Here is a 17,926-nt window from a genome sequence, read left to right as displayed (position 1 = left end):
ACCTCTTCGTTGAGGCCCGGCGCGGTTTCGCGTTTTATGGACCACTCCCCTTCCGCCCTTCCCTATAGGGATTTAGAAATTAAACCCCCTTTCACAAAACTGCTATGGCATAATTCACACCACTCGCACATATGGATGCGACATCTCAACTGACTCTCTTCAGGTGGTTTTGTGAACTCACTTCTTCTCGTCTTTATCGGACTCGCCATGATGCTGGCGGGCTACCTGCTGTACTCGCGCTTTCTTGCCTCGAAGGTGTATCAGCTCTCCGATAGCTTTTCCACGCCGGCCCACACCATGGAGGATGGCGTCGACTACGTCCCCACCAACAAGTACGTGCTGTGGGGCCACCACTTCACCTCGGTTGCGGGCGCAGCACCCATCATCGGCCCCGCCGTCGCCGTGATCTGGGGCTGGCTGCCAGCCTTCCTCTGGGTCACGCTGGGCACGGTCTTCTTCGCCGGCATGCATGACTTGGGCGCGCTGTGGGCTTCCCAGCGCCACCGCGGACAGTCCATCGGCACGCTCTCTGGGCGCTATATCGGCGCCCGCGGGCGCGCGCTCTTCCTCGTCGTCATCTTCCTGCTGCTGCTCATGGTCAACGCGGCCTTCGCCGTGGTCATCTCCAACCTGCTGATTTCCACACCAACCGCCGTCATCCCCACGTGGGGCGCCATCCTCGTCGCTTTGCTCATCGGCCAGGCTATCTACCGTTTTCGCTGGAACCTGACCATCGTCTCCATCGTGGGCGTCGCCGCTTTGTACGCGCTGATGATCATCGGTGACCGCGTCCCGCTGGCCCTGCCGGAAACCGTCCTGGGCATCCCGGACCGCGGTGTGTGGATCATCCTGCTGTTCGTCTACGCCTTTATCGCCTCCCTGCTTCCGGTGTGGGTCCTGCTGCAACCGCGTGACTACATCAATGGCCTGCAGCTTTTCGTGGGCCTCATCATCCTCTACGGTTCCTTCCTCATCACCCGCCCAGAGATTGTTGCGCCCACCGTGTCGGATCACGTCCCGGACAACACGCCTGGCATCTTCCCGCTGCTCTTCGTCACCATCGCCTGCGGCGCTGTCTCTGGCTTCCACGGTGTGGTCAGCTCGGGCACGTCTTCCAAGCAGTTGGATAAGGAAACTGATGCCCGCTTCGTCGGCTACTTCGGCGCTGTCGGCGAAGGCCTTCTCGCGCTCGGCACCATCGTGGCCACCACGGCCGGTTTCAAGACCGCCGCCGATTGGGAGGCCGTCTACAACGAATGGAATGCCGGCGGCGTCGACGCCTTCGTGCAGGGCGGCGGTGCCCTCATGAACGAAGGTTTGGGCATCCCCACCTCGCTGTCCGCCACCATCCTGGCCACCATGGCCGTTCTCTTTGCGGCAACGACGATGGATTCCGGCGTGCGTCTGCAGCGCATGGTGGTCTCCGAGGCCGCCGAACTCATGGGCATCAAGCTCAGCGGTCTGGTTGCCACCATTATCGCCGTCGGCTGCGCCTTGGGCCTGACCTTCTCCACCGGTGTTGACGGCTCCGGCGGCATGCTCATCTGGCCGCTCTTCGGCACGACCAACCAGCTCATGGCCGGCCTGACACTGTCCATCATCGTGGTCATCCTCACCCAGCTGCGCCGCCCGACGTGGCCGGTGCTGATCCCGCTGGTCTTCGTCACCATCATGTCCCTGTGGGCTGCGGTGCTGCAGCTCAAGACGCTGTTCCAGGCCGGAAACTGGCTCCTCCTCGTCATCGATGCCGTCATCATCGTCGCCGCTATCTGGGTTATCGCCGAGTCCATCGCCGCCATCTCCCGCGCGCGCAAGGCCCCGCAGGTGGTGTGGAAGGACGAAGACATCGAACCTCCCTTGCCGGTCAATGCTCGATAAACTCAAAGCCTTCGGGCGCGGTCTCGACGAGTTCTATTCCGCGCCCTATCGGCGTTCCTTTGCCAAGGCACAGCAGGAGGAAGATGATCTCTTCATGCTGCTTATCCTCTCGGAGGCTCTCGGCCTGCCGAATCCCGCCAGCTATTACACCTTGGAGTTACTGCCGCTGATGTATGAAGATTTCCACGCCTGGCACACGCGCATGGGCATGGAGCGCTCACCCTTGAATGGAATCTCATGTTGTTAGCCCCCATCATGTTCTTCGGCGGCAAGGGCGGGGTGGGTAAAACCACGCTGGCCACCGCCACCGCGCTGCGTCTGGCTCAACAAGGCAAGCGCGTGCTGTTGGTATCCACGGACCCAGCGCACAACCTGGGGCACATCTTTGACACCGCGCTTGGCGACGTCCCAACGAACGTCCGCCCCAACTTAAACGTCATCGAGATCGACCCGGCGCGGGCGACGGAGGAGCACCTGAGGGGCGTCGGCAAGCAGATGCGCCGCTTCATGCCGGAGCGTCTGCACCGCGAGGTCGACCGGCACCTGGACCTCGCGCGGCACTCGCCTGGCACGCACGAGGCGGCGATGCTGGAGCGCATAGCGGAACTCATCGAAGAGCAGCAGGACAGCGGGGAGTTTGAGCACATCATCGTCGATACCGCTCCTTCCGGTCACACCTCGCGGCTCATGGCGCTGCCGGAAATCATGGCGGCGTATACCGATGGGCTTCTGGCCCGGCGCGAAAAGTCGGATAGGTTTGGCGCGGTGGTGCGCGGCATGACCTCGGCGGAGAAGGCGGTATCCGCCAGCTCGCAGGATCCGGTGGACCGCCGTAATCAGGAGATCCGTTCCACGCTGCTCAAGCGCCGCCGCCGCTTCGAGCGTTTGCGCTCCGTGCTTTCCGACGAAACCACGACCGCCTTCTTCCTCGTCCTCACCGCGGATCGCACCCCGGTGTTGGAAACCGCCGAGTTCTTCACGGACCTGAGCTCCCATGGCGTGCACTGCGGTGGGCTGCTGGTCAACCGCCGCACTCCGGAAAGCACGGAAGAGTTTCTTCAGCAGCGCCGCGCCTCGGAGGATGCGGCCCTCGCGCTGCTCGCGGAGAAGCTGCCGGGCCAACCGGTGCACACCATCCCCTGGCTGCCCCACGAGGTCTCCACCCCAGAGGCGCTCGCAGCTCTGGCCGCTGAGCTTCCCTTCGATATCTAGTCGGCGCTGCGTGCCACGACGAAGTCCTTAAAGTGCTCGACCGGCGGAGCATCATCGCCTTCGCGCCACACCAAGCCCAGCTCGCGGTAAGCCGCGGGCTGCAGGGGCACGGGGTTGCGGGCTTTGAGGTAGGGGTCATCGAGTGGCAACAGAGCCGATCCCAGCCCGGCGGCCACGAGGCCCGCCACGGTGGTGAGCTCCATGGATTCGAAGACGAGGCGCGGGGTGAAGCCGGCCTCGCTCGCTAGGGAGTCGAGCAACATGCGCGTTCCATAGCCCGGCAGCATGCCGATGAAGGGTTCATCGCGGAAGTCTTCCATGCGCACCCCGTCTCGCCCTGCGGCCCAATGACCTTCCGGAACCGCTAGACCGAGGCGTTGCAGTTTGAGCTGGTGCCACCCTAGCGGTCCGGGGGCCGTAGGGCGGGGGCCGACCAGCGCCAAGTCGGATTCGCCGGCGGCTACCCTCTCCACGAGCTCGCGGGCCGCACCCTGGTGCAGACGGATATCCACGTGGGGATGCTGGGCGCGGTAGGCCTTGAGCAGCTCCGGGACCATCCACGTGCCCAAGGAATGCATGAAGTCGAGGCGCACGGTGCCGCGCTCCGGATCCATGAGGCGGGACACGGCATCGCGCGCGGCAGCTTCGGACATCAACATCCGCCGAGCGTGTTCCACGAATGCCTGGCCGCGGGCATTCAGCCGCAGGCGCCGGCCGCTGCGCTCGAAGAGGCTGGCCCCCACCTCCGCCTCGATGCGCTGCACGCGGCGGGTCAGCGCGGATTGGGAGAGCCCGAGGGCGTCGGCAGCCGCGCCGACGAGTCCATGGTCCGCCACGGCGACCACGCCGCGCACATCCTCCAGGTTCATGCACACCTCGCATGCTTTAAGTAACTTTCGGACATTTTACACATAATCCGCGCTAGACCATGCTTGATGCATGACCAGAACGCGGCGCGCCACCATTGCCATGCTCTTCGTGGGCCTGGCAATTTTTTCTTGCCTCTACCCCACCCAAGCCATGCTGCCCACCCTGGTGGAGGACATGGGCATGTCCCCCACCGAAGCCGCCATGACCATCTCCGCGGCCACCGGTGCGCTGGCTATTTGTGTCATCCCCGTGTCCATCATCTCCGAGCGCATCGGCCGCGGAAAACTGCTGCTTGTTTCCACCATCGCGGCCACGCTCATCGGCATGCTTGTGCCGCTGGCCCCCAATCCAGAGACCCTCATCGCCACTCGCGCGCTCCAGGGCGCTGTCATCGCCGGTGCACCCGCTACCGCCATGGCCTGGATTTCGGAGGAACTCGAAAGCTCCTACGTCGCCCGCGCCATGGGGCTGTACATCGCCGGCACCACCATCGGCGGGCTGACCGGCCGCCTCATCCCCACCGGGCTTCTCGAGCTCACCTCCTGGCGCTGGGCCCTGGCCGGCTCCAGCCTGGTCACGCTCATCCTCGCCATCATCGCGGCAATCTTGCTGCCCTACCAGCAGAATTTCACCCCAAAGGAAATCCACTTCCGCTCGGAACTGCGCGCTATCTTCCGCCATGCCCGGGATACCCGCCTCATCCCCTTATTCATCGTGGCCTTCGTGGCCATGGGCACCTTCGTGTCCCTCTATAACTTCCTGGCATTTAGGCTCATCAATCACTTCCACCTCGCGCCCGGTTTGGCCGGCTTGGTCTTCCTCTTCTACCTCACCGGCACGTGGTCCTCGGCGCGCGCCGGCCGGCTGGTCTCGCAAGTAGGCCACGCCAACACGCTGCTCCTATCGTGCCTGCTTTTTGCCGTGGGCATCGCGCTATGCATGGGCTCTTTAATCCCCACCCTGCTCGGCATCGTGTTATTCACCATCGGCTTCTTTGCCGCGCACTCCACGGCCTCGGGGTGGGTGGGCCATATCGCCACCCACGACCGCGCGGAGGCCTCCAGCCTCTACGTCTTCTTCTATTACCTGGGCAGCTCCATCCTGGGCGCGCTGGCCGGCGTGCTCTTTGATTCCTTGTCGTGGACCGGCTTCATCGCCGTCTACACCGCCCTCGCCGCGGGCATCGCGGTATTGAGTTGGGTTGTAAGAAAAACCGGATAAACTCGTGTTTTATGGACAAGTGGTCGCCGCGCACATGGCACAGGAAAGCATCCCGCCCGGTCAGCCTGTGGATGATGGTGTTTCTTCTCGCCGGCGCAACCCACACCCTTATCCCAAACTACCGCTGGGTCCTCATCCACCTCTTCACCCTGGGCATCCTCAGCAACAGCATCGTGGTGTGGTCCCAACACCTCACCGAAAAATTCGTGCAGCTCAAAGTTCCGATGTCGGCCCGCCCTCGCCAGCTCGCGCGGATTTACCTGCAGAATGCCGGCGTTATCCTCACCCTCGTGGGCCAAATCCTCAGTGAATATTGGGGCCACCACTGGGTGCTCACACAGATAGGCGCCACACTCGTCGCTCTTGCGGTGTCCTGGCATGGGTTGGCCCTCTTTGCTTTGTGGCGCCGCGCGGAATCCAAACGATTCCGCCCCGTCGTCGCAGCTTATGTGGCCTCGGCCTTCTTCCTTGCCGTGGGCGCTACTCTTGGCGCATTCCTCGCCACACACCCCTCCCATCCGCGCCTGCTCATTGCACACGTTGCCGCCAACATCGGCGGTTTCGTCGGCCTCGCAGCCGCCGGTTCACTCACCATCTTGTTCCCATCTATCTGGCGCACCAAGGGAATCAACCCACACATGAGCCTAAGCTTCACGCTGCTGGCGCTGGGCGTGGTGACCACCGTGATCGGCAGCGCGTGGAATGTACCGCAAGCGGGTCTGATCGTCTACTGCGTCGGCTGGGCGCTCAGCCTGCAGAGCTGGCTGCTCAATGCCCTCACCGTGTTCCGAGAACCACGCGGGCGCATCACCTTCCCGGCGCTATCTGTGCTCTTTTCCTGCTTCTGGTTGCTCGGCAGCCTGGTGTATTACACCACCCAGCATTTCTTCTCCAGCGAGCCACAGATTCCCATGCTCGCGCTCGTCGTAGGGTTTGGCGCCCAACTGCTCATCGGCGTCATGGGCTATATGCTGCCCACCACGATGGGCGGCGGCCCTTCAGCGGTGCGGGCTGGCCTGCGCGAATACAACCGCTGGGGGCTGGGGCGCTCGGTCTTCATCAACGGCGGGCTTGCCCTGTGGCTGGCCACCTCCAGTTCCCTCACCATGGTTGCCGCCTCCCTGCTCTGCCTCGGTTCCATGGCCATCATCCCCGTACTCACCGCTCGCGCGGTCAAGGCTCAGAAAGCCGTGCTCCTCAAGAAGGCCGAAGGCCCAGCGCCCACGACCACCACGGACTGGGACCAGGTGTGGGTGGCCCTTGCGGTGCTCATTATCCTCGGCGGACTCAGCCTCATCCTGTAGATCCCCAGACCTGAAACCCGCAACCTCCTGGGGTGGGTGGTGGGGCGTCGGCAAGCGCTTGGCGACGCCCACCTGCAGGTTGCGGGTTTCAGGTCTGGGGACTTGCACACGGGAGGGCAGGGAGAAGCTAGGGCTCGAGGGATGGCACTCCCGGCGCGCCGTGAGACATCCACTCGCGGACGGCATGGGTCGCGCGCACATCGCCGGCGTTATAGCGCAGAATCTGCGCACGCGCGTCCGTGTCACCGGCGAGGGCGGCTCGGCGGGCATTGACGGATTCCTCGCCATCGAACTCTTCCGGCCATTCAAAGCCAGCGACGGGCGCCACGGTTTTCAGCCCCAGGCCCGCAGTGCCGGCGAAACTGCGCTTGACGTGGACGAACATGTCCACCCATTCCTCTGAGGAGATGAATTCCTCGACCTCCTCCAGGCTCGGGGAGGAGAAGCGCTGGGCGGACCTGCGCATCCAATGGTTTTCGCCGTGGGCGGAGTAGCAATAGGCCGCGAAGGTCTTGCCCGCTGCATGCGCGTCAGCGCGCACCCCCATGAGCCACTCCCAAAACTCGGCGAAATTCTCCGCCTCGGCCCGCCCTCCCAGCGGATCCCAGGTCACAAAGGGGTGGTACTCGCCGTCCAGGAGCGCGCCCCACAGGTAGGCACCTTGATCCAGGTAGGCCTCCATATCGACGTCGACTTCCACATCCGCGCGAGGAACGCTAACCCGGTCGCGGCGCAGCAAAGGGACGCCCTCGCGCCACGCAGCAGCGAGGGCGGAGGGGGCGCCGAGGGAGGCGTCGATAAGCCCCTGCACCGTCGTGATACCGCGCTCGCGGTAGGGGTTAGCGCGGTCGCCCGGCAAGAAGAGGGAGATATCATCCCGGGCCTCCAGCTCTTGCTTACACAAGGGCCAAAAGCGGCAGGAGGCGCACTCCTTGACGCGGCGCGGCCCAGCGGGAAGCGGCTGTACGAGCGCCTCATCGATGCCGAAGCGCGAGGTATCCGTGACAAAAGCCTGACCGCGGTCCTGCCCAATCGCCGCACCCCTGCCAGAATTCAGGCCGACGTCCTCCAAACCCCGCGCGGCCAGGGCTAAACGGTAGCCATCGACGGCGTGATGCTTAATCTTGTATTTCGCCGGCAGCGGCTCACTCAATCCCAAGCGATGGGTGGGGACAACCAGCGTGCGCGAGTTCTCATGCGGGCGGGCCACGCGGTGATCCGAGACGATAACGGGGCTGTACTTATCACCATCCCGAACCAGAAGCTCCACGCGCACCATCCACTCCGACGTGGAAATGACGGCGTTGGTGATGTGTGTGTAACCGTGAGCCAGCGCCTCCAGCGTGGCAAGCGCCCGCTCGAAATCATCCCCCTCCAGATCAATCCGGCGGAAACGGCCAGGCCCCTTCTTGGGAAGGCGAGCGAGCGCGGCATCGATAGCCGCGGCGTGGCGCTCCGCCCGGGCTTGGCTCACCGCGGTGCGTGGGATCTCGGGATGGGCGCGGCGCTGCACCAAGCGATAACGGCAGCCCACGAGGTCCGTGGCGACGAGCACATCCTTCACAGCAGGTGAGCTTAGTAGACCACCTTGCTAGAGTTGTAGCGAGACCCTAAAGATAGATTATTTAAGGACGTTTCAATGGGCATTATGAAGAAGATCCGCAAGGCCCGCCGTGAGGCCCGCGCCGAGATCAAGGCTGCCAAAACCCGCGCAAAGGCAGAGGTAAAGGCCGCGGATAAGGCCAAGCACCGCCAGCAAAAGCTATTGGCCCGTCAGGAAAAGGCGCTTATCAAGTCCGAGGAAAAGGGCCTAAAGAAGCGCCGCAAGCACGAATACAAGATGGCCAAGAAGGAACTCGAGCGTATTAAGGAAGGCCGCTTTAATAAGAACAATGTCAAGCGTTATGCCGGCGCCCTGCGCACCGCAGCGCCCCTTCTTTTGCCTCTCCTTTACCGCGGCATCACCGTTGCCCAGCGCGAGGTTGAGAAGAAGCGCGCGCAGAAGGCCGGCGTCAGCGCCGAGCAGCTGGCCTCCTTCTCCGGCCACGGCGCACCGCTCAAGGCCCGCACCGCCGGTATCCGCAATTCGCTGAAGGATGCGCAGCTTCCCGCCGGTTTCAAGCGCGACGTCAAGGAGCGCCTCAACGAGCTTGATTCTGCGATCGACAATGCCGAGTACATGACCGATCAGCAGCGCCAGCGCGCGCACCGCTCCATCTCCGGTGAGATCGACTCGCTCAACGACGAGATCCAGTCCAAGCTGCGCGCATAGCCGCTCACACGGATTCTCTACGCCTTCGGGCCGCTGCCTTCCCCGCTTTTAGACGGTGGAGGATATGCGGCCCGAAGGCTTTTTCTTTCGCACTCAAAACCCCTTTTTGAAAACCCGCATTAGCGGCGTCACGGAATTTGTTTTCGTTCTATAGTTAATAGCGGGAGAATCAGTTTAGAGCTCGAATGGAGAAACATGGCACGCCGCGAAATCACCCAGTTTTTTGACGATATTGATAATTCGCCCCTCAATGAAGATGAAGTGATCGTTATCCGCTTCAGCGTTGACGGTAAGGATTACCTCCTCGACGTCTCGCAGGAGAATGCTGACAAGTTCCACGCCGCCCTGGAGCCTTTCGTGAAGGCTGCCCGCCACCCGGTCAAGAAGGACACTCGCCGCTACAAGCCGGCCGATGTCCGCGCTTGGGCCGCCAAGCACGGCTACGAGGTGGCCGAGCGCGGCAAGATCCCCAACGACGTCATCTTGGCGTACCGCGACGCCAACAACCTCTAAAGAACGCCCTGCTCGCGTGCTGCCGCCACGGCGGAGGTGCGGGAGCGCACGCCCAATTTGTCGTAGATGTGGACCAGGTGAGACTTCACCGTCGCCTCCGACAGCATCAGCTCCACCCCGATCTCACGGTTTGAGGAACCCGCCGCGACCAGCTTCAGCACCTCGAGCTCGCGCGGGGTGAGCGAGGTGCGCGGCGTGCGCACGCGGGTCATCAGTTTGTCAGCAACCACGGGCGAGAGCGCCGAGTCACCTTCCGCCGCCGAGCGCACCGCCGCGAGCAGCTCTACCGGCGGCGCGTCCTTGAGCAGGTAGCCCACCGCGCCTGCCTCAATTGCGCCGAGGATATCCGCGTCGGTGTCGTAATTGGTCACCACGAGCACCTTGGGGGGATTCTCCATGGAGTAGCGGATAGCGGCGGTCGCTTCCGCACCACCCATGACGCGCGTGCCCTCGATCCCCGCACCAAAACGCAGGTCCATGAGGAGAACATCGATGCCACCCGCCTGGGCTGCGGACACAGCAGCTTCGGCCGTGGCAACTTCGCCCACAACCTCGATGTCCTCAGCCCCCTCGAGCACCGAGCGTAGACCTAGGCGCACGATCTCATGGTCGTCGGCAAGCAAGACCCTAATCACGGGCTTCCTCCTCATTGGTACAGTGTGGACAATTTCCTAATCTACATCGTTGTTTAAGGGCACACTAACTGAGACCGCCGTGCCACTTCCCGGCGTGGATTCAACCACGACCTCGCCGCCGAGTTCCGCCGCGCGCCGGCGCATGGCGGTTAGACCAATATGGCCCAGCCCCGCCGGTTTATTTTCCACCGCCTCCGCATCAAAGCCCTGGCCGTTATCCACCACGTCCACGCGCACCTCATCCGGCGCATACGTCACGGTCACGCGAGCCTTCGTGGCGTGGGCATGCTTGACGACGTTCCCCACCGCTCCCTGCGCAATCCGCAGCAACGCGGCCTCCACCTTCATGGGTAGCTGTTGCGCATCGCCTTCTACGTCCACTGAGACGTCGAGGCCACCGGTCGCCGCAAAATTCTCGGCCATCCTTGTCATGGCCGCCCCCAAGGAGGTTTCGGACAACGCCGCCGGCTGCAACGCCGCGATCATCGCACGCGCTTCGTGGAGGTTATCCGCCGCTGTTCGCCGAGCCAGTTCGATGCGTTCCTGCGCCTTGGGGATGTCCTCCTGTGCGAGATCGCGGTCAGCGGCATGCAAAAGCATCTGAATGGAGGACAAGCCCTGTGCCAGCGTGTCGTGGATTTCGTGGGCGATGCGCTGGCGCTCAGCGGTCATGCCGGCCGTGCGCTCGGACTCCACGAGCTGGGAACGGGTCTTCATCAACTCCTGGTTCATGCGGCTCAACGCCCGGAAGGCATAGGTAATAGCAATCGTCACCAAGGCCGATACCGCCGGGCCCATGATGCCGCCGAAGGAGAGCCCGCCCGGTACTTGCACCAGGATGGTCACCGCCGTGGCCGCGAGCACGCAGATGATGCCGGGAATCATCTCCAGCACATAGAGGTAGACAAAGTACAGAGAGAACACGAGGTAGATGGCCGCGGGCGCCACCGCTATATCCGCTAACCACAAGACCGTGAGGATAACCATCCAGCCATAGCGCGCGACGCGCGGCAGGGCCTCCATATAGGCCGAGCCCCCGAAGTACACCACCGCGAAGGAGACCAACAGCAGCAGGTTGAGCACGCCCTGCCACAGCGGCAGGCGTACCGTCATAAATATCGCCACCACCAGCAGCGTCGCCGTCAGGACGTGGATACCGTTGCGCAGTGCATCCGATTCAACCGAGGGCTGGTCTAGTGTGGACGTCATGCGCCACAGCCTACTTCCCCCACTCGCCGCCTGCCTGATCGGCATAAGTTTTGCCGCGGTGGGGTGTTCAGATGCAGCCGACCCCGCCCCCACCACCCAGGCCGCCAACCCCTCGTCCGACACAAACTCAGGCGATGGCCTGCCCACGGACGCTACCGCCGAGGTCAGTGACTGGGAAGACTGCCCCTACCTGGACACGCAGTGGGTGGCCGATACGAATGGGCAGAGGATGACCCGGTGGGGCGTCGACAAGCGCTTTAGCACCCCCGCCTGCGTGTTCTGGTCCTACCCCGAGGACCCACAGGTTACCGTCCTGGTGCGGCAGATGCCCAGCGTGGAGGAGGCCCGGGCGGTCGTGGATTGGGCCGCACCGGTTGAGGATACGGAGCTCGCCGAATTCGATGGGTGGTCCGGCGGGCGCGGCGTCTTTGAGAATCACTCGGTCTTTGCCGTCCAGAAGGACAACCACGCCGTGGTGGTGTGGTCAAACCAGCTGCAGACTCTCAAGCCCCAGCTCATAGCGCAGGAAGCAATCAACCGCTTAGGTCTGTAACGACCTATGCACAGTAACGACCTAAGCATTTAATGGTCTAAACAGCGACTAACGCCTAAACGGCGACGTCATTATAGGGCATCTGCGCCGCTACCCAGGGGAAAATCACCTCCATGAGCAGGAAGAAAACCCCCACGGCGAGGGCCAGCGCCAACACCGCCTTGACCACGGTGGGGCCGGGCAACAGGTTCCAGAGTGCGCGATACATTAGTTCTCCTCCAAGACAGCGGGGCGGTCATTGTCAGCTGATCCGGGTGCTTTAGCCTCGCGGTCAGTCTCCATGGCGTGGATGATCATGCGCTCTGCATTGGAGAACTGCGGGTGGCAGGTGGTGAGGGTGAGCAGGGATTCGCTGGGGTCAGCCCCTTCCATCCCGGGAACAGGCTGGAGCACGCTCACATCACCCGGCAGGGTGATATGGCGCCCCTGTACAGCCTGGTATTCCGGCTTGGCTTGCTGCTCTGGGCTGAAGCAGTCCCCCGCAGCCCCCTCGATAGGCAGCACGCGGTAGGTAATCCAGTCCGTCGCGGTTTCGATGACGATGGCATCGCAAGCCTGCAGGTTTCCCAGGTCATTGAAGGGAGCGCCCTTGCCCACACGGTGCCCGGCTACCGCGAAATTGCCCGGCTCACCAGGCATCTGCGTGTCGGTATAGTGCCCCGGCCCGCGCAACAAATCGTCTTCGTCGGTTCCTTCGAGAACCGCGAACGCGAAGTCCGAGCCGAAGGCCGGGATATAAAGGCGCGCAAAGGCCTCACCGAGCTTCGGGGCATGGCCCGCTCCGCGTGGGTTGTGCCATTCTTCCTGCAGCGTCTCGTTGGCTTGGTCCTGCTTGTGACCAGACTCGATGTTTGTCCAATAGGACTCATAAAAGGCAAAGAGAAGCAGAAGCACGCCGGCCGTCAGCATAAGCTCACCGATGACGGTCCCTACGGTCGGCCGAGTGCGCGCGGTGGGGTGGGGCATACCCATACCTTAGCCTCCCGGTAACGTGTAAGTGCCCCATCACCCTGCAGAAAGAGGAGTAGGCGATGATCAACATCTTCATGTACCCGGTCTCCGGAATCATGAAACTGTGGCACTTGCTTTTTGGTTCCTTCCTTGACGGCTCGATGGCGTGGATCCTCACCATCGTCTTCCTCGTGCTCACGGTCCGCGGCATTATCGCCCCGCTGAATTGGCTCTCCGTGAAACAGGGCCGCATCGGCGCCCTCATGCGCCCGGAGATGACCGAACTCAATGAACACCTCACGCAGGCCGATTCGGTCGACGAGGCTGTCGGCATCCTCACTCAACAGCGCGAGCTCAAGGAGCGTTTCCAGCACAACCCGCTGGTGGGCTGTTTCCCTGCCTTCCTCATCATCCCGGCTTTCATTGGCCTCTACCAGGTGGTTCTTCGGGTGTCAGGTTCCGCGAATGAACCGGTGGGGATGCTCACGCTTGACGACGTCTCCTCCTTCCGCACCTCCACCGTCTTCGGCGTCCCCCTCACCGATTTCGCGCGCGAGCATCACGACTTGGTCCTGCCGATGCTCGTGGCGGCACTCGTGTTCACCTCCCTCAATACGCTCATCACGCTCTACCGTGGCTTTCTTACCACGCTCTTCGATCAGAAGATTCCGCGCCGCCTGCTGTGGTTCATGGCGCTCATGGTGGTTCTCATTCCGTGGATGCTGTGGAAAGTGGCCTGGCATGGCCCCATCCCCGTGACCATCATCTTCTACTGGGGCTGCTCCTACCTCTTCACCCTGCTACAGACCTTGGTATATGAATTCATCCTGCACCGCCGCTATCCCCTACCGGAGGCCGTCCACGAACAGCGGCGCAACAGCATCCGGCGGTGGCGGGCTAAGGAAAAGAAGAAGGAAAAGAAGGCCGAAAAACAGCGTCTTAAGGAAGACCCTGCGCACAAAGAGGAGGTTGCTGCTGCCCGCAAGCGCCACTCTGCCATCGTGGCGGAGGCACGCAAAATTGTTAAATCGAATAGTCAGCAGGAGGCGCCGAGAGAAGCTGAATAGCCAGCTGCTTCGCGGTTACTAGTGGAGCGACGTCGCGGGTAAGGCGAGCGCCGGCAAGGCCGCCATCGAGGAAGATGAGAATTTGGCTCGCCTGCTCCTCTGAGGGGTAGCCGTTCTTGGCGTTGAGCAACGCTGTGATTGTGGAATGAATCCACGTGCGGTGTTCCACACAGGCGGCCACGATGCCCCGCTCGGCATCCGTCTCTGGACGCGGGTATTCACCGCCCGCGTTGAGGAAGTGCGAGCCCCGGAACTCCATGGAGGGCTGTTCCTCAATGGCCTTATCGAAGAAGGCCAGGATTTTGCTCTCCGGATCGGTCGCGTCCTCGGTGCGCCTCTGCCAATCAGCGCGGTATTCCTCATCGAGGGCCTCAACGTAGGCGATAACGAGGGCATCCTTGGAGCCAAAAAGGGAGTAGAGCGAGGCCTTGGCCACGTCGGCCTCGCGCAGGATACGGTCGATGCCGATGACGCGGATGCCCTCGGTGGTAAAGAGCCGCGTGGCGGATTCAAGTAGTCGGCTGCGCGGGCTCGGGCGGTTGCGACGCGACTTCTTTTCGGCCATTTCTTCTCCTTACATGACAAAACCGGTTCATCTATACAATATAGACAAACCGGTATGTATGCGAATTTTTACTTCTTGCGGCCCGTAATGGCTCCCACGATCCACAGCAAGATACATGCACCGACCGTTGCCGTAATGATCATCAGGAACCAGTTATCACCGACGCTCTTGTTGAAGAGCGCTAGCAATCCGCCACCGATGAGGCCGCCGATAACACCAACGATGAGGTTGGTAAACAGCCCCTGGTCACGCTTCATAATCTTCTCAGCGAGCCAGCCGGCAATGATGCCAACAACAATCGAGCTAAAGAAACCGAGACCGAGTCCCATGTCACTCACTCCTTCTAATAACAGTAAATAGCGTTTATCTACGTACCCTCCCACCGTACGCGTTAAAACACCAAAACGACCCGGGCCCACCCTATTTCCACCGGATGGACCCGAATCGTTATAGCGAGGTTATGAGATGGTTACTCCGAGTCTGGGCGAACCACCATCATCGGGCACGGCGCGGACTGCAGCAGCGCGCGGGAGGTAGAGCCCAAGAGCATGCCCTTGAAGCCACCGCGACCGTGGGAGCCCACAACGAGCAGCTGCGCACCTTCGGAGGCCTCCGAGAGTGCACGGACCGGGCGGTCACGGGCGATAACCTTCTTAACCTGCACGTCCGGGTACTTCTCCTGGAACTCCGCGAGGCGTTCGGTCAGCAGTTCTGCTTGCTCCTTCTCGACCTCGGCCCACTCCGCTTGGGCTGCTGAAAGCCCAGCCAGGGAAGCTTGAACCTGCATGTCCATCCAGGTGTGAACGGCGATGAGTTCAGCGCCGCGGGCATCTGCTTCCTTGAAGGCGTAATCGGTTGCCTTCTGGGAGACCTCAGAGCCATCGACACCGATAACAACGGGACCGTACTTCGTGGATTCGGTGACGTGGTTATCCTCACGGACCACGACCACCGGGCAGGATGCGTGGGAGACCACAGATGCAGATACCGAGCCCATGACCATGCCGGACAGGCCGCCCATGCCGCGGGAACCCATGACAATCATGGTGACGTCCTTGGACATCTCCAGCAGCATGTCGATCGGGGAACCCTCAGCCACGGTGTGGCCAATCTTCAAATCCGGGGCAATCTTGTGAGCCTCGGCGCGGGCCTCCTCGATCTTCTCTAAGGTCTCTGCCTGGAGGTCATCAAAAAGCTCCTTCGGCGGGACCATGCCTTCGGCGTAGAGGAACTGCGGCATCGTGTAACTCGATGCGATACGTAGCGGGATACCCCGCTTCACCGCAGTATTTGCAGCCCAGCGGACGGCGTTCTTCGACGCTTCCGAACCATCAACGGCGACGACGACAATGTCTTCCTTTGCCATGACCTTTCCTTTCGAAGTGCTTACACCTCCAGTCTAATACCTACTGGCCGACCTGTGGGGCGGTAGCGGCATCAGCGTTCGCTGGGAAAAGAATGTTGTAGGCAGCCACAGCAATATCACGGATGACGGCACCGATACCATTAGAGAAGAAATCGATGACGGGCGCGAGAATAGAGTTGAAATCCATGGGAAAAAGAATATCGCAAAAAGGGCGTGGCGCAACACCACTTCCTATCCGCGATGGGCTAAACCCCACCCACGCCCGCGTTGCCGAAGGCCCCATCACCGCATGGGACTTTGTGCACAACCTCATCGTGACCCAACGCCACCGCCACCCCGAAGATAACGACGCGGCCCTCCAAGCCCGCTTCACAGCGAACGAGGTTGTATCCCAAGACGGCACCGCGCTTAGTCCCGACAGCATCCTCAGCACCAACGCGATGGTGTATTTCTATCGCATGCCGGCTCCCGAAACACCCGTCCCATACGACATCCCGATCCTGCACGAAGACGAGCACCTCTTGGTCGTCGACAAGCCGCCCTTCATGGCCACGATGCCTCGCGCCCGCCACATCACGGAGACTGCCACCGTGCGCCTTCGCCGAATGACAGGCAACAACGAGCTCTCCCCCGCACATCGCCTGGACCGGCTTACCTCGGGCATCCTTGTCTTCACCAAGGACCGTTCCGTTCGCGGCGCCTACCAAACGCTCTTCGCCGAGCGCCGCGTCACCAAGACTTACGAAGCCATCGCCCCGCTTGCCGACGTCTCACCAGGCACCGTCTGGCGCTCCCGTATGGAGAAGACCCCGGGGGAGTTACAAGGCCGCATCGTCGAGGGCGAAGTCAACGCCATCACCGAGATCGGCGGCGTGGAACCAGTAGATAAGGCACCGTACGAAGCCATCCACGGTTCACTTCCCGAGATAGCGAAGTACACTCTCAAGCCGCAGACCGGCAAGACTCATCAGCTCCGGCTACACATGCTTCAGGCGGGCATCCCTATTATTGGTGACCCCATATACCCGGTTATTTTCCCTGCAGAGGCCGAAGACATGCGGATTCCCATGCACCTGACGGCGACACGCATTTCCTTTGTTGATCCATTAACAGCCAGACCCCGAGAATTCTCCTCTCAACTACCGCTTGAAACCCACCATTTATTGAGCCCGTAATTAGGAACCTTTAACCACCGTCAAGGGCTTCGACTTACCTTTCGAAGGCCGGGATCTCGCTTTCATTTCCAAGCGGACGCCCGGCCGCCCACCAGGTGCCCGTGTCCCGCGCGCCCTTCCACTCGGCAACGTAGGCCACCACCAAGCCCGCGACCGGAACGACGACAGCGCCAATCGGGCTGAACAGAGACGCCACGAAATCAATCACATGGTCAATCTGGAAAAACTCAAACACCATGCCGTAGAACTCACCCCGGCTATGCAGGTCTGGGACGCGATTAGCCACGGGTTCAATCACGGGTTCTAGACGGTCACCAATCGCCGGCCCGAAAAGCAAAAGAACAAAGGACAGCGCCGCCAATGCGAACTTCTTGCTGAGTTCCCGCGCGCCCGCGCGGTGGGGATGTGTGGCTAACTCAACGCGCCTCTTCCGTGCTGACTCGTTGGCAATCGGAAGAAAGTCGATCCGCTTAAGGCCATCACCGAGTCTTACCCGCGCTGAACGACTATCGGGCTCAAAGACATCTACAGTCTTGCCCGCAAAGAAGTGGCTCACGCCGTCCTCTTCCCACCCTGACGCCGCGTTCTCCCTTAACACCAACGAATGTTCAACGTCCTTCACGCGCGAAACGACCTGCCCCTCATGAATAAGACATGCAGCCGGCACCCTATCCATCAACCCACGGGGTATAGGACACTGCGCAACCCGCGTCTGAATCTCATCCGAGGTAGCAAGACTTTCAGCACTTTCTGATTCCGCCAGGGCAGAAACTTTGCTCCGTGCTGCAAGCAGAACATAGACGGTCTTTCCCTCATAGGGAAGTTCCCACAGGTCAATCTTGTCGCTCAAACGCAACGCCCCCAACTTTGACAGACCTGGTGCCGAGACGGCCCTAATGAATTGGTCCCTCCCAAAAAAGCCATTTGTTCAGACCTGGAAGTGCAGACCTGGCGCGTGTGAAAAACAAAAAGAGACCGTTAAAGCGGTTGTGCTTTAACGGTCTCCCTTTGTTTGTATTGAGTTGTTTGTTGTTGTTTGGTGTCGGCGGTTTCTTACTCTCCCACAACCTCCCGGTTGCAGTACCATCAGCGTTAGCAGGCTTAGCTTCCGGGTTCGGAATGGGTCCGGGCGTTT

At 61.6% G+C, this 17,926-nt stretch carries 21 protein-coding genes and 1 rRNA gene; 10 read left to right on the top strand and 12 right to left on the bottom strand.

Annotated elements, in window-relative coordinates; genetic code table 11:
- The first annotated feature begins 171 nt into the window (after positions 1-171).
- From M5J06_RS06965 to M5J06_RS06955, 3 genes are read left to right on the top strand one after another with little or no spacing between them, the layout of a single operon-like run.
- The gene (locus tag M5J06_RS06965) at positions 172-1,878 is read left to right on the top strand and encodes a carbon starvation CstA family protein (RefSeq protein WP_250224285.1); all 1,707 of its coding nucleotides are present in this window, start codon (positions 172-174) and stop codon (positions 1,876-1,878) included.
- Entirely contained in the window at positions 1,868-2,125 is a 258-nt protein-coding gene (locus tag M5J06_RS06960) for a cory-CC-star protein (protein WP_046647629.1), read from the top strand. Before M5J06_RS06965 ends, M5J06_RS06960 begins: the two co-directional genes overlap by 11 nt.
- The gene (locus tag M5J06_RS06955; RefSeq protein WP_070562191.1) at positions 2,116-3,090 is read left to right on the top strand and encodes an ArsA family ATPase; all 975 of its coding nucleotides are present in this window, start codon (positions 2,116-2,118) and stop codon (positions 3,088-3,090) included. Before M5J06_RS06960 ends, M5J06_RS06955 begins: the two co-directional genes overlap by 10 nt.
- Here M5J06_RS06955 and M5J06_RS06950 read toward each other — a convergent pair.
- Positions 3,087-3,959 (bottom strand): LysR family transcriptional regulator, encoded by an 873-nt coding sequence (locus M5J06_RS06950; RefSeq protein ID WP_070562188.1) that lies wholly within the window; start codon positions 3,957-3,959, stop codon positions 3,087-3,089. The genes M5J06_RS06955 and M5J06_RS06950 overlap by 4 nt on opposite strands.
- A 70-nt stretch (positions 3,960-4,029) precedes the next feature.
- On the opposite strand from M5J06_RS06950, the gene M5J06_RS06945 reads away from it, so the two are divergent.
- Both M5J06_RS06945 and M5J06_RS06940 read left to right on the top strand, forming a co-directional pair.
- Positions 4,030-5,181 carry an MFS transporter gene (locus M5J06_RS06945; RefSeq protein WP_250224284.1) on the top strand — a complete coding sequence of 384 codons (1,152 nt, stop codon included), beginning with the start codon at positions 4,030-4,032 and terminating at the stop codon, positions 5,179-5,181.
- An 11-nt stretch (positions 5,182-5,192) separates the two neighbouring features.
- The gene (locus M5J06_RS06940) at positions 5,193-6,485 is read left to right on the top strand and encodes a copper oxidase (RefSeq protein ID WP_250224283.1); all 1,293 of its coding nucleotides are present in this window, start codon (positions 5,193-5,195) and stop codon (positions 6,483-6,485) included.
- A gap of 127 nt (positions 6,486-6,612) precedes the next feature.
- Here M5J06_RS06940 and M5J06_RS06935 read toward each other — a convergent pair whose 3' ends face one another.
- Complete coding sequence (locus M5J06_RS06935) at positions 6,613-8,049, bottom strand: TM0106 family RecB-like putative nuclease (RefSeq protein WP_186312199.1); 1,437 nt, start codon at positions 8,047-8,049, stop codon at positions 6,613-6,615.
- A gap of 75 nt (positions 8,050-8,124) precedes the next feature.
- Between M5J06_RS06935 and M5J06_RS06930 the strand changes: the two genes are divergently transcribed.
- Together M5J06_RS06930 and M5J06_RS06925 are read left to right on the top strand one after the other, a co-directional pair.
- Entirely contained in the window at positions 8,125-8,757 is a 633-nt protein-coding gene (locus M5J06_RS06930) for a DUF6474 family protein (protein WP_070523907.1), read from the top strand.
- Between the two features lie 195 nt (positions 8,758-8,952).
- A complete protein-coding gene (locus M5J06_RS06925) occupies positions 8,953-9,270 on the top strand; it encodes a histone-like nucleoid-structuring protein Lsr2 (protein ID WP_070523909.1) in 318 nt (105 codons plus the stop codon).
- Here M5J06_RS06925 and M5J06_RS06920 read toward each other — a convergent pair.
- Together M5J06_RS06920 and M5J06_RS06915 are read right to left on the bottom strand one after the other, a co-directional pair.
- Positions 9,267-9,905 (bottom strand): LuxR C-terminal-related transcriptional regulator, encoded by a 639-nt coding sequence (locus M5J06_RS06920; protein WP_010188464.1) that lies wholly within the window; start codon positions 9,903-9,905, stop codon positions 9,267-9,269. The two genes, M5J06_RS06925 and M5J06_RS06920, sit on opposite strands and share 4 nt — an antisense overlap.
- A 36-nt stretch (positions 9,906-9,941) precedes the next feature.
- Positions 9,942-11,114 (bottom strand): sensor histidine kinase, encoded by a 1,173-nt coding sequence (locus M5J06_RS06915; protein WP_250224282.1) that lies wholly within the window; start codon positions 11,112-11,114, stop codon positions 9,942-9,944.
- On the opposite strand from M5J06_RS06915, the gene M5J06_RS06910 reads away from it, so the two are divergent.
- Positions 11,113-11,667 (top strand): DUF2020 domain-containing protein, encoded by a 555-nt coding sequence (locus M5J06_RS06910; RefSeq protein WP_101736152.1) that lies wholly within the window; start codon positions 11,113-11,115, stop codon positions 11,665-11,667. The genes M5J06_RS06915 and M5J06_RS06910 overlap by 2 nt on opposite strands.
- A gap of 55 nt (positions 11,668-11,722) precedes the next feature.
- Here M5J06_RS06910 and M5J06_RS06905 read toward each other — a convergent pair whose 3' ends face one another.
- Together M5J06_RS06905 and M5J06_RS06900 are read right to left on the bottom strand one after the other, a co-directional pair.
- Positions 11,723-11,875 carry a hypothetical protein gene (locus M5J06_RS06905; RefSeq protein ID WP_168162985.1) on the bottom strand — a complete coding sequence of 51 codons (153 nt, stop codon included), beginning with the start codon at positions 11,873-11,875 and terminating at the stop codon, positions 11,723-11,725.
- Entirely contained in the window at positions 11,875-12,633 is a 759-nt protein-coding gene (locus tag M5J06_RS06900; RefSeq protein ID WP_154762766.1) for a class E sortase, read from the bottom strand. Before M5J06_RS06900 ends, M5J06_RS06905 begins: the two co-directional genes overlap by 1 nt.
- Positions 12,634-12,698: 65 nt before the next feature.
- On the opposite strand from M5J06_RS06900, the gene yidC reads away from it, so the two are divergent.
- Positions 12,699-13,685 carry a membrane protein insertase YidC gene (gene yidC / locus M5J06_RS06895; protein WP_070624361.1) on the top strand — a complete coding sequence of 329 codons (987 nt, stop codon included), beginning with the start codon at positions 12,699-12,701 and terminating at the stop codon, positions 13,683-13,685.
- On the opposite strand, the gene M5J06_RS06890 is transcribed toward yidC, so the two are convergent.
- From M5J06_RS06890 to M5J06_RS06875, 4 genes are all read right to left on the bottom strand, one after another.
- On the bottom strand, positions 13,642-14,250 hold the full coding sequence (locus M5J06_RS06890; protein ID WP_250224281.1) for a TetR/AcrR family transcriptional regulator: 609 nt from the start codon (positions 14,248-14,250) through the stop codon (positions 13,642-13,644). The genes yidC and M5J06_RS06890 overlap by 44 nt on opposite strands.
- A 68-nt stretch (positions 14,251-14,318) precedes the next feature.
- Positions 14,319-14,579 carry a GlsB/YeaQ/YmgE family stress response membrane protein gene (locus M5J06_RS06885; protein ID WP_144268948.1) on the bottom strand — a complete coding sequence of 87 codons (261 nt, stop codon included), beginning with the start codon at positions 14,577-14,579 and terminating at the stop codon, positions 14,319-14,321.
- A 140-nt stretch (positions 14,580-14,719) separates the two neighbouring features.
- The gene (locus tag M5J06_RS06880; protein ID WP_070523921.1) at positions 14,720-15,616 is read right to left on the bottom strand and encodes a universal stress protein; all 897 of its coding nucleotides are present in this window, start codon (positions 15,614-15,616) and stop codon (positions 14,720-14,722) included.
- A gap of 40 nt (positions 15,617-15,656) precedes the next feature.
- Positions 15,657-15,803, bottom strand: coding sequence for a hypothetical protein (locus M5J06_RS06875; protein ID WP_167595824.1), 147 nt, complete (start codon positions 15,801-15,803; stop codon positions 15,657-15,659).
- Here M5J06_RS06875 and M5J06_RS06870 point away from each other — a divergent pair.
- The gene (locus M5J06_RS06870; RefSeq protein WP_144268947.1) at positions 15,739-16,791 is read left to right on the top strand and encodes a pseudouridine synthase; all 1,053 of its coding nucleotides are present in this window, start codon (positions 15,739-15,741) and stop codon (positions 16,789-16,791) included. The two genes, M5J06_RS06875 and M5J06_RS06870, sit on opposite strands and share 65 nt — an antisense overlap.
- A gap of 34 nt (positions 16,792-16,825) precedes the next feature.
- Here M5J06_RS06870 and M5J06_RS06865 read toward each other — a convergent pair whose 3' ends face one another.
- Complete coding sequence (locus M5J06_RS06865; protein WP_250224280.1) at positions 16,826-17,641, bottom strand: hypothetical protein; 816 nt, start codon at positions 17,639-17,641, stop codon at positions 16,826-16,828.
- A 190-nt stretch (positions 17,642-17,831) separates the two neighbouring features.
- A 5S ribosomal RNA gene (gene rrf / locus M5J06_RS06860) occupies positions 17,832-17,926 on the bottom strand; the annotation flags it as partial.

Source organism: Corynebacterium intestinale (genome assembly GCF_023574125.1).
Taxonomy (GTDB): domain Bacteria; phylum Actinomycetota; class Actinomycetes; order Mycobacteriales; family Mycobacteriaceae; genus Corynebacterium; species Corynebacterium hesseae.
Note: the sequence above shows the minus strand (reverse complement) of the source record. Positions and strands in the feature narration are given on the sequence as shown.

Bases quoted from the DNA above. Each gene is read 5' to 3' on its own strand.
- M5J06_RS06960 (WP_046647629.1), top strand. From the start codon at position 1,868: ATGCTCGATAAACTCAAAGCCTTCGGGCGCGGTCTCGACGAGTTCTAT.
- M5J06_RS06955 (WP_070562191.1), top strand. From the start codon at position 2,116: ATGTTGTTAGCCCCCATCATGTTCTTCGGCGGCAAGGGCGGGGTGGGT.
- M5J06_RS06950 (WP_070562188.1), bottom strand. From the start codon at position 3,959: ATGAACCTGGAGGATGTGCGCGGCGTGGTCGCCGTGGCGGACCATGGA.
- M5J06_RS06945 (WP_250224284.1), top strand. From the start codon at position 4,030: ATGACCAGAACGCGGCGCGCCACCATTGCCATGCTCTTCGTGGGCCTG.
- M5J06_RS06940 (WP_250224283.1), top strand. From the start codon at position 5,193: ATGGACAAGTGGTCGCCGCGCACATGGCACAGGAAAGCATCCCGCCCG.
- M5J06_RS06930 (WP_070523907.1), top strand. From the start codon at position 8,125: ATGGGCATTATGAAGAAGATCCGCAAGGCCCGCCGTGAGGCCCGCGCC.
- M5J06_RS06925 (WP_070523909.1), top strand. From the start codon at position 8,953: ATGGCACGCCGCGAAATCACCCAGTTTTTTGACGATATTGATAATTCG.
- M5J06_RS06910 (WP_101736152.1), top strand. From the start codon at position 11,113: ATGCGCCACAGCCTACTTCCCCCACTCGCCGCCTGCCTGATCGGCATA.
- M5J06_RS06915 (WP_250224282.1), bottom strand. From the start codon at position 11,114: ATGACGTCCACACTAGACCAGCCCTCGGTTGAATCGGATGCACTGCGC.
- M5J06_RS06905 (WP_168162985.1), bottom strand. From the start codon at position 11,875: ATGTATCGCGCACTCTGGAACCTGTTGCCCGGCCCCACCGTGGTCAAG.
- M5J06_RS06900 (WP_154762766.1), bottom strand. From the start codon at position 12,633: ATGCCCCACCCCACCGCGCGCACTCGGCCGACCGTAGGGACCGTCATC.
- yidC (WP_070624361.1), top strand. From the start codon at position 12,699: ATGATCAACATCTTCATGTACCCGGTCTCCGGAATCATGAAACTGTGG.
- M5J06_RS06890 (WP_250224281.1), bottom strand. From the start codon at position 14,250: ATGGCCGAAAAGAAGTCGCGTCGCAACCGCCCGAGCCCGCGCAGCCGA.
- M5J06_RS06885 (WP_144268948.1), bottom strand. From the start codon at position 14,579: ATGGGACTCGGTCTCGGTTTCTTTAGCTCGATTGTTGTTGGCATCATT.
- M5J06_RS06880 (WP_070523921.1), bottom strand. From the start codon at position 15,616: ATGGCAAAGGAAGACATTGTCGTCGTCGCCGTTGATGGTTCGGAAGCG.
- M5J06_RS06870 (WP_144268947.1), top strand. From the start codon at position 15,739: ATGACGGCACCGATACCATTAGAGAAGAAATCGATGACGGGCGCGAGA.
- M5J06_RS06875 (WP_167595824.1), bottom strand. From the start codon at position 15,803: ATGGATTTCAACTCTATTCTCGCGCCCGTCATCGATTTCTTCTCTAAT.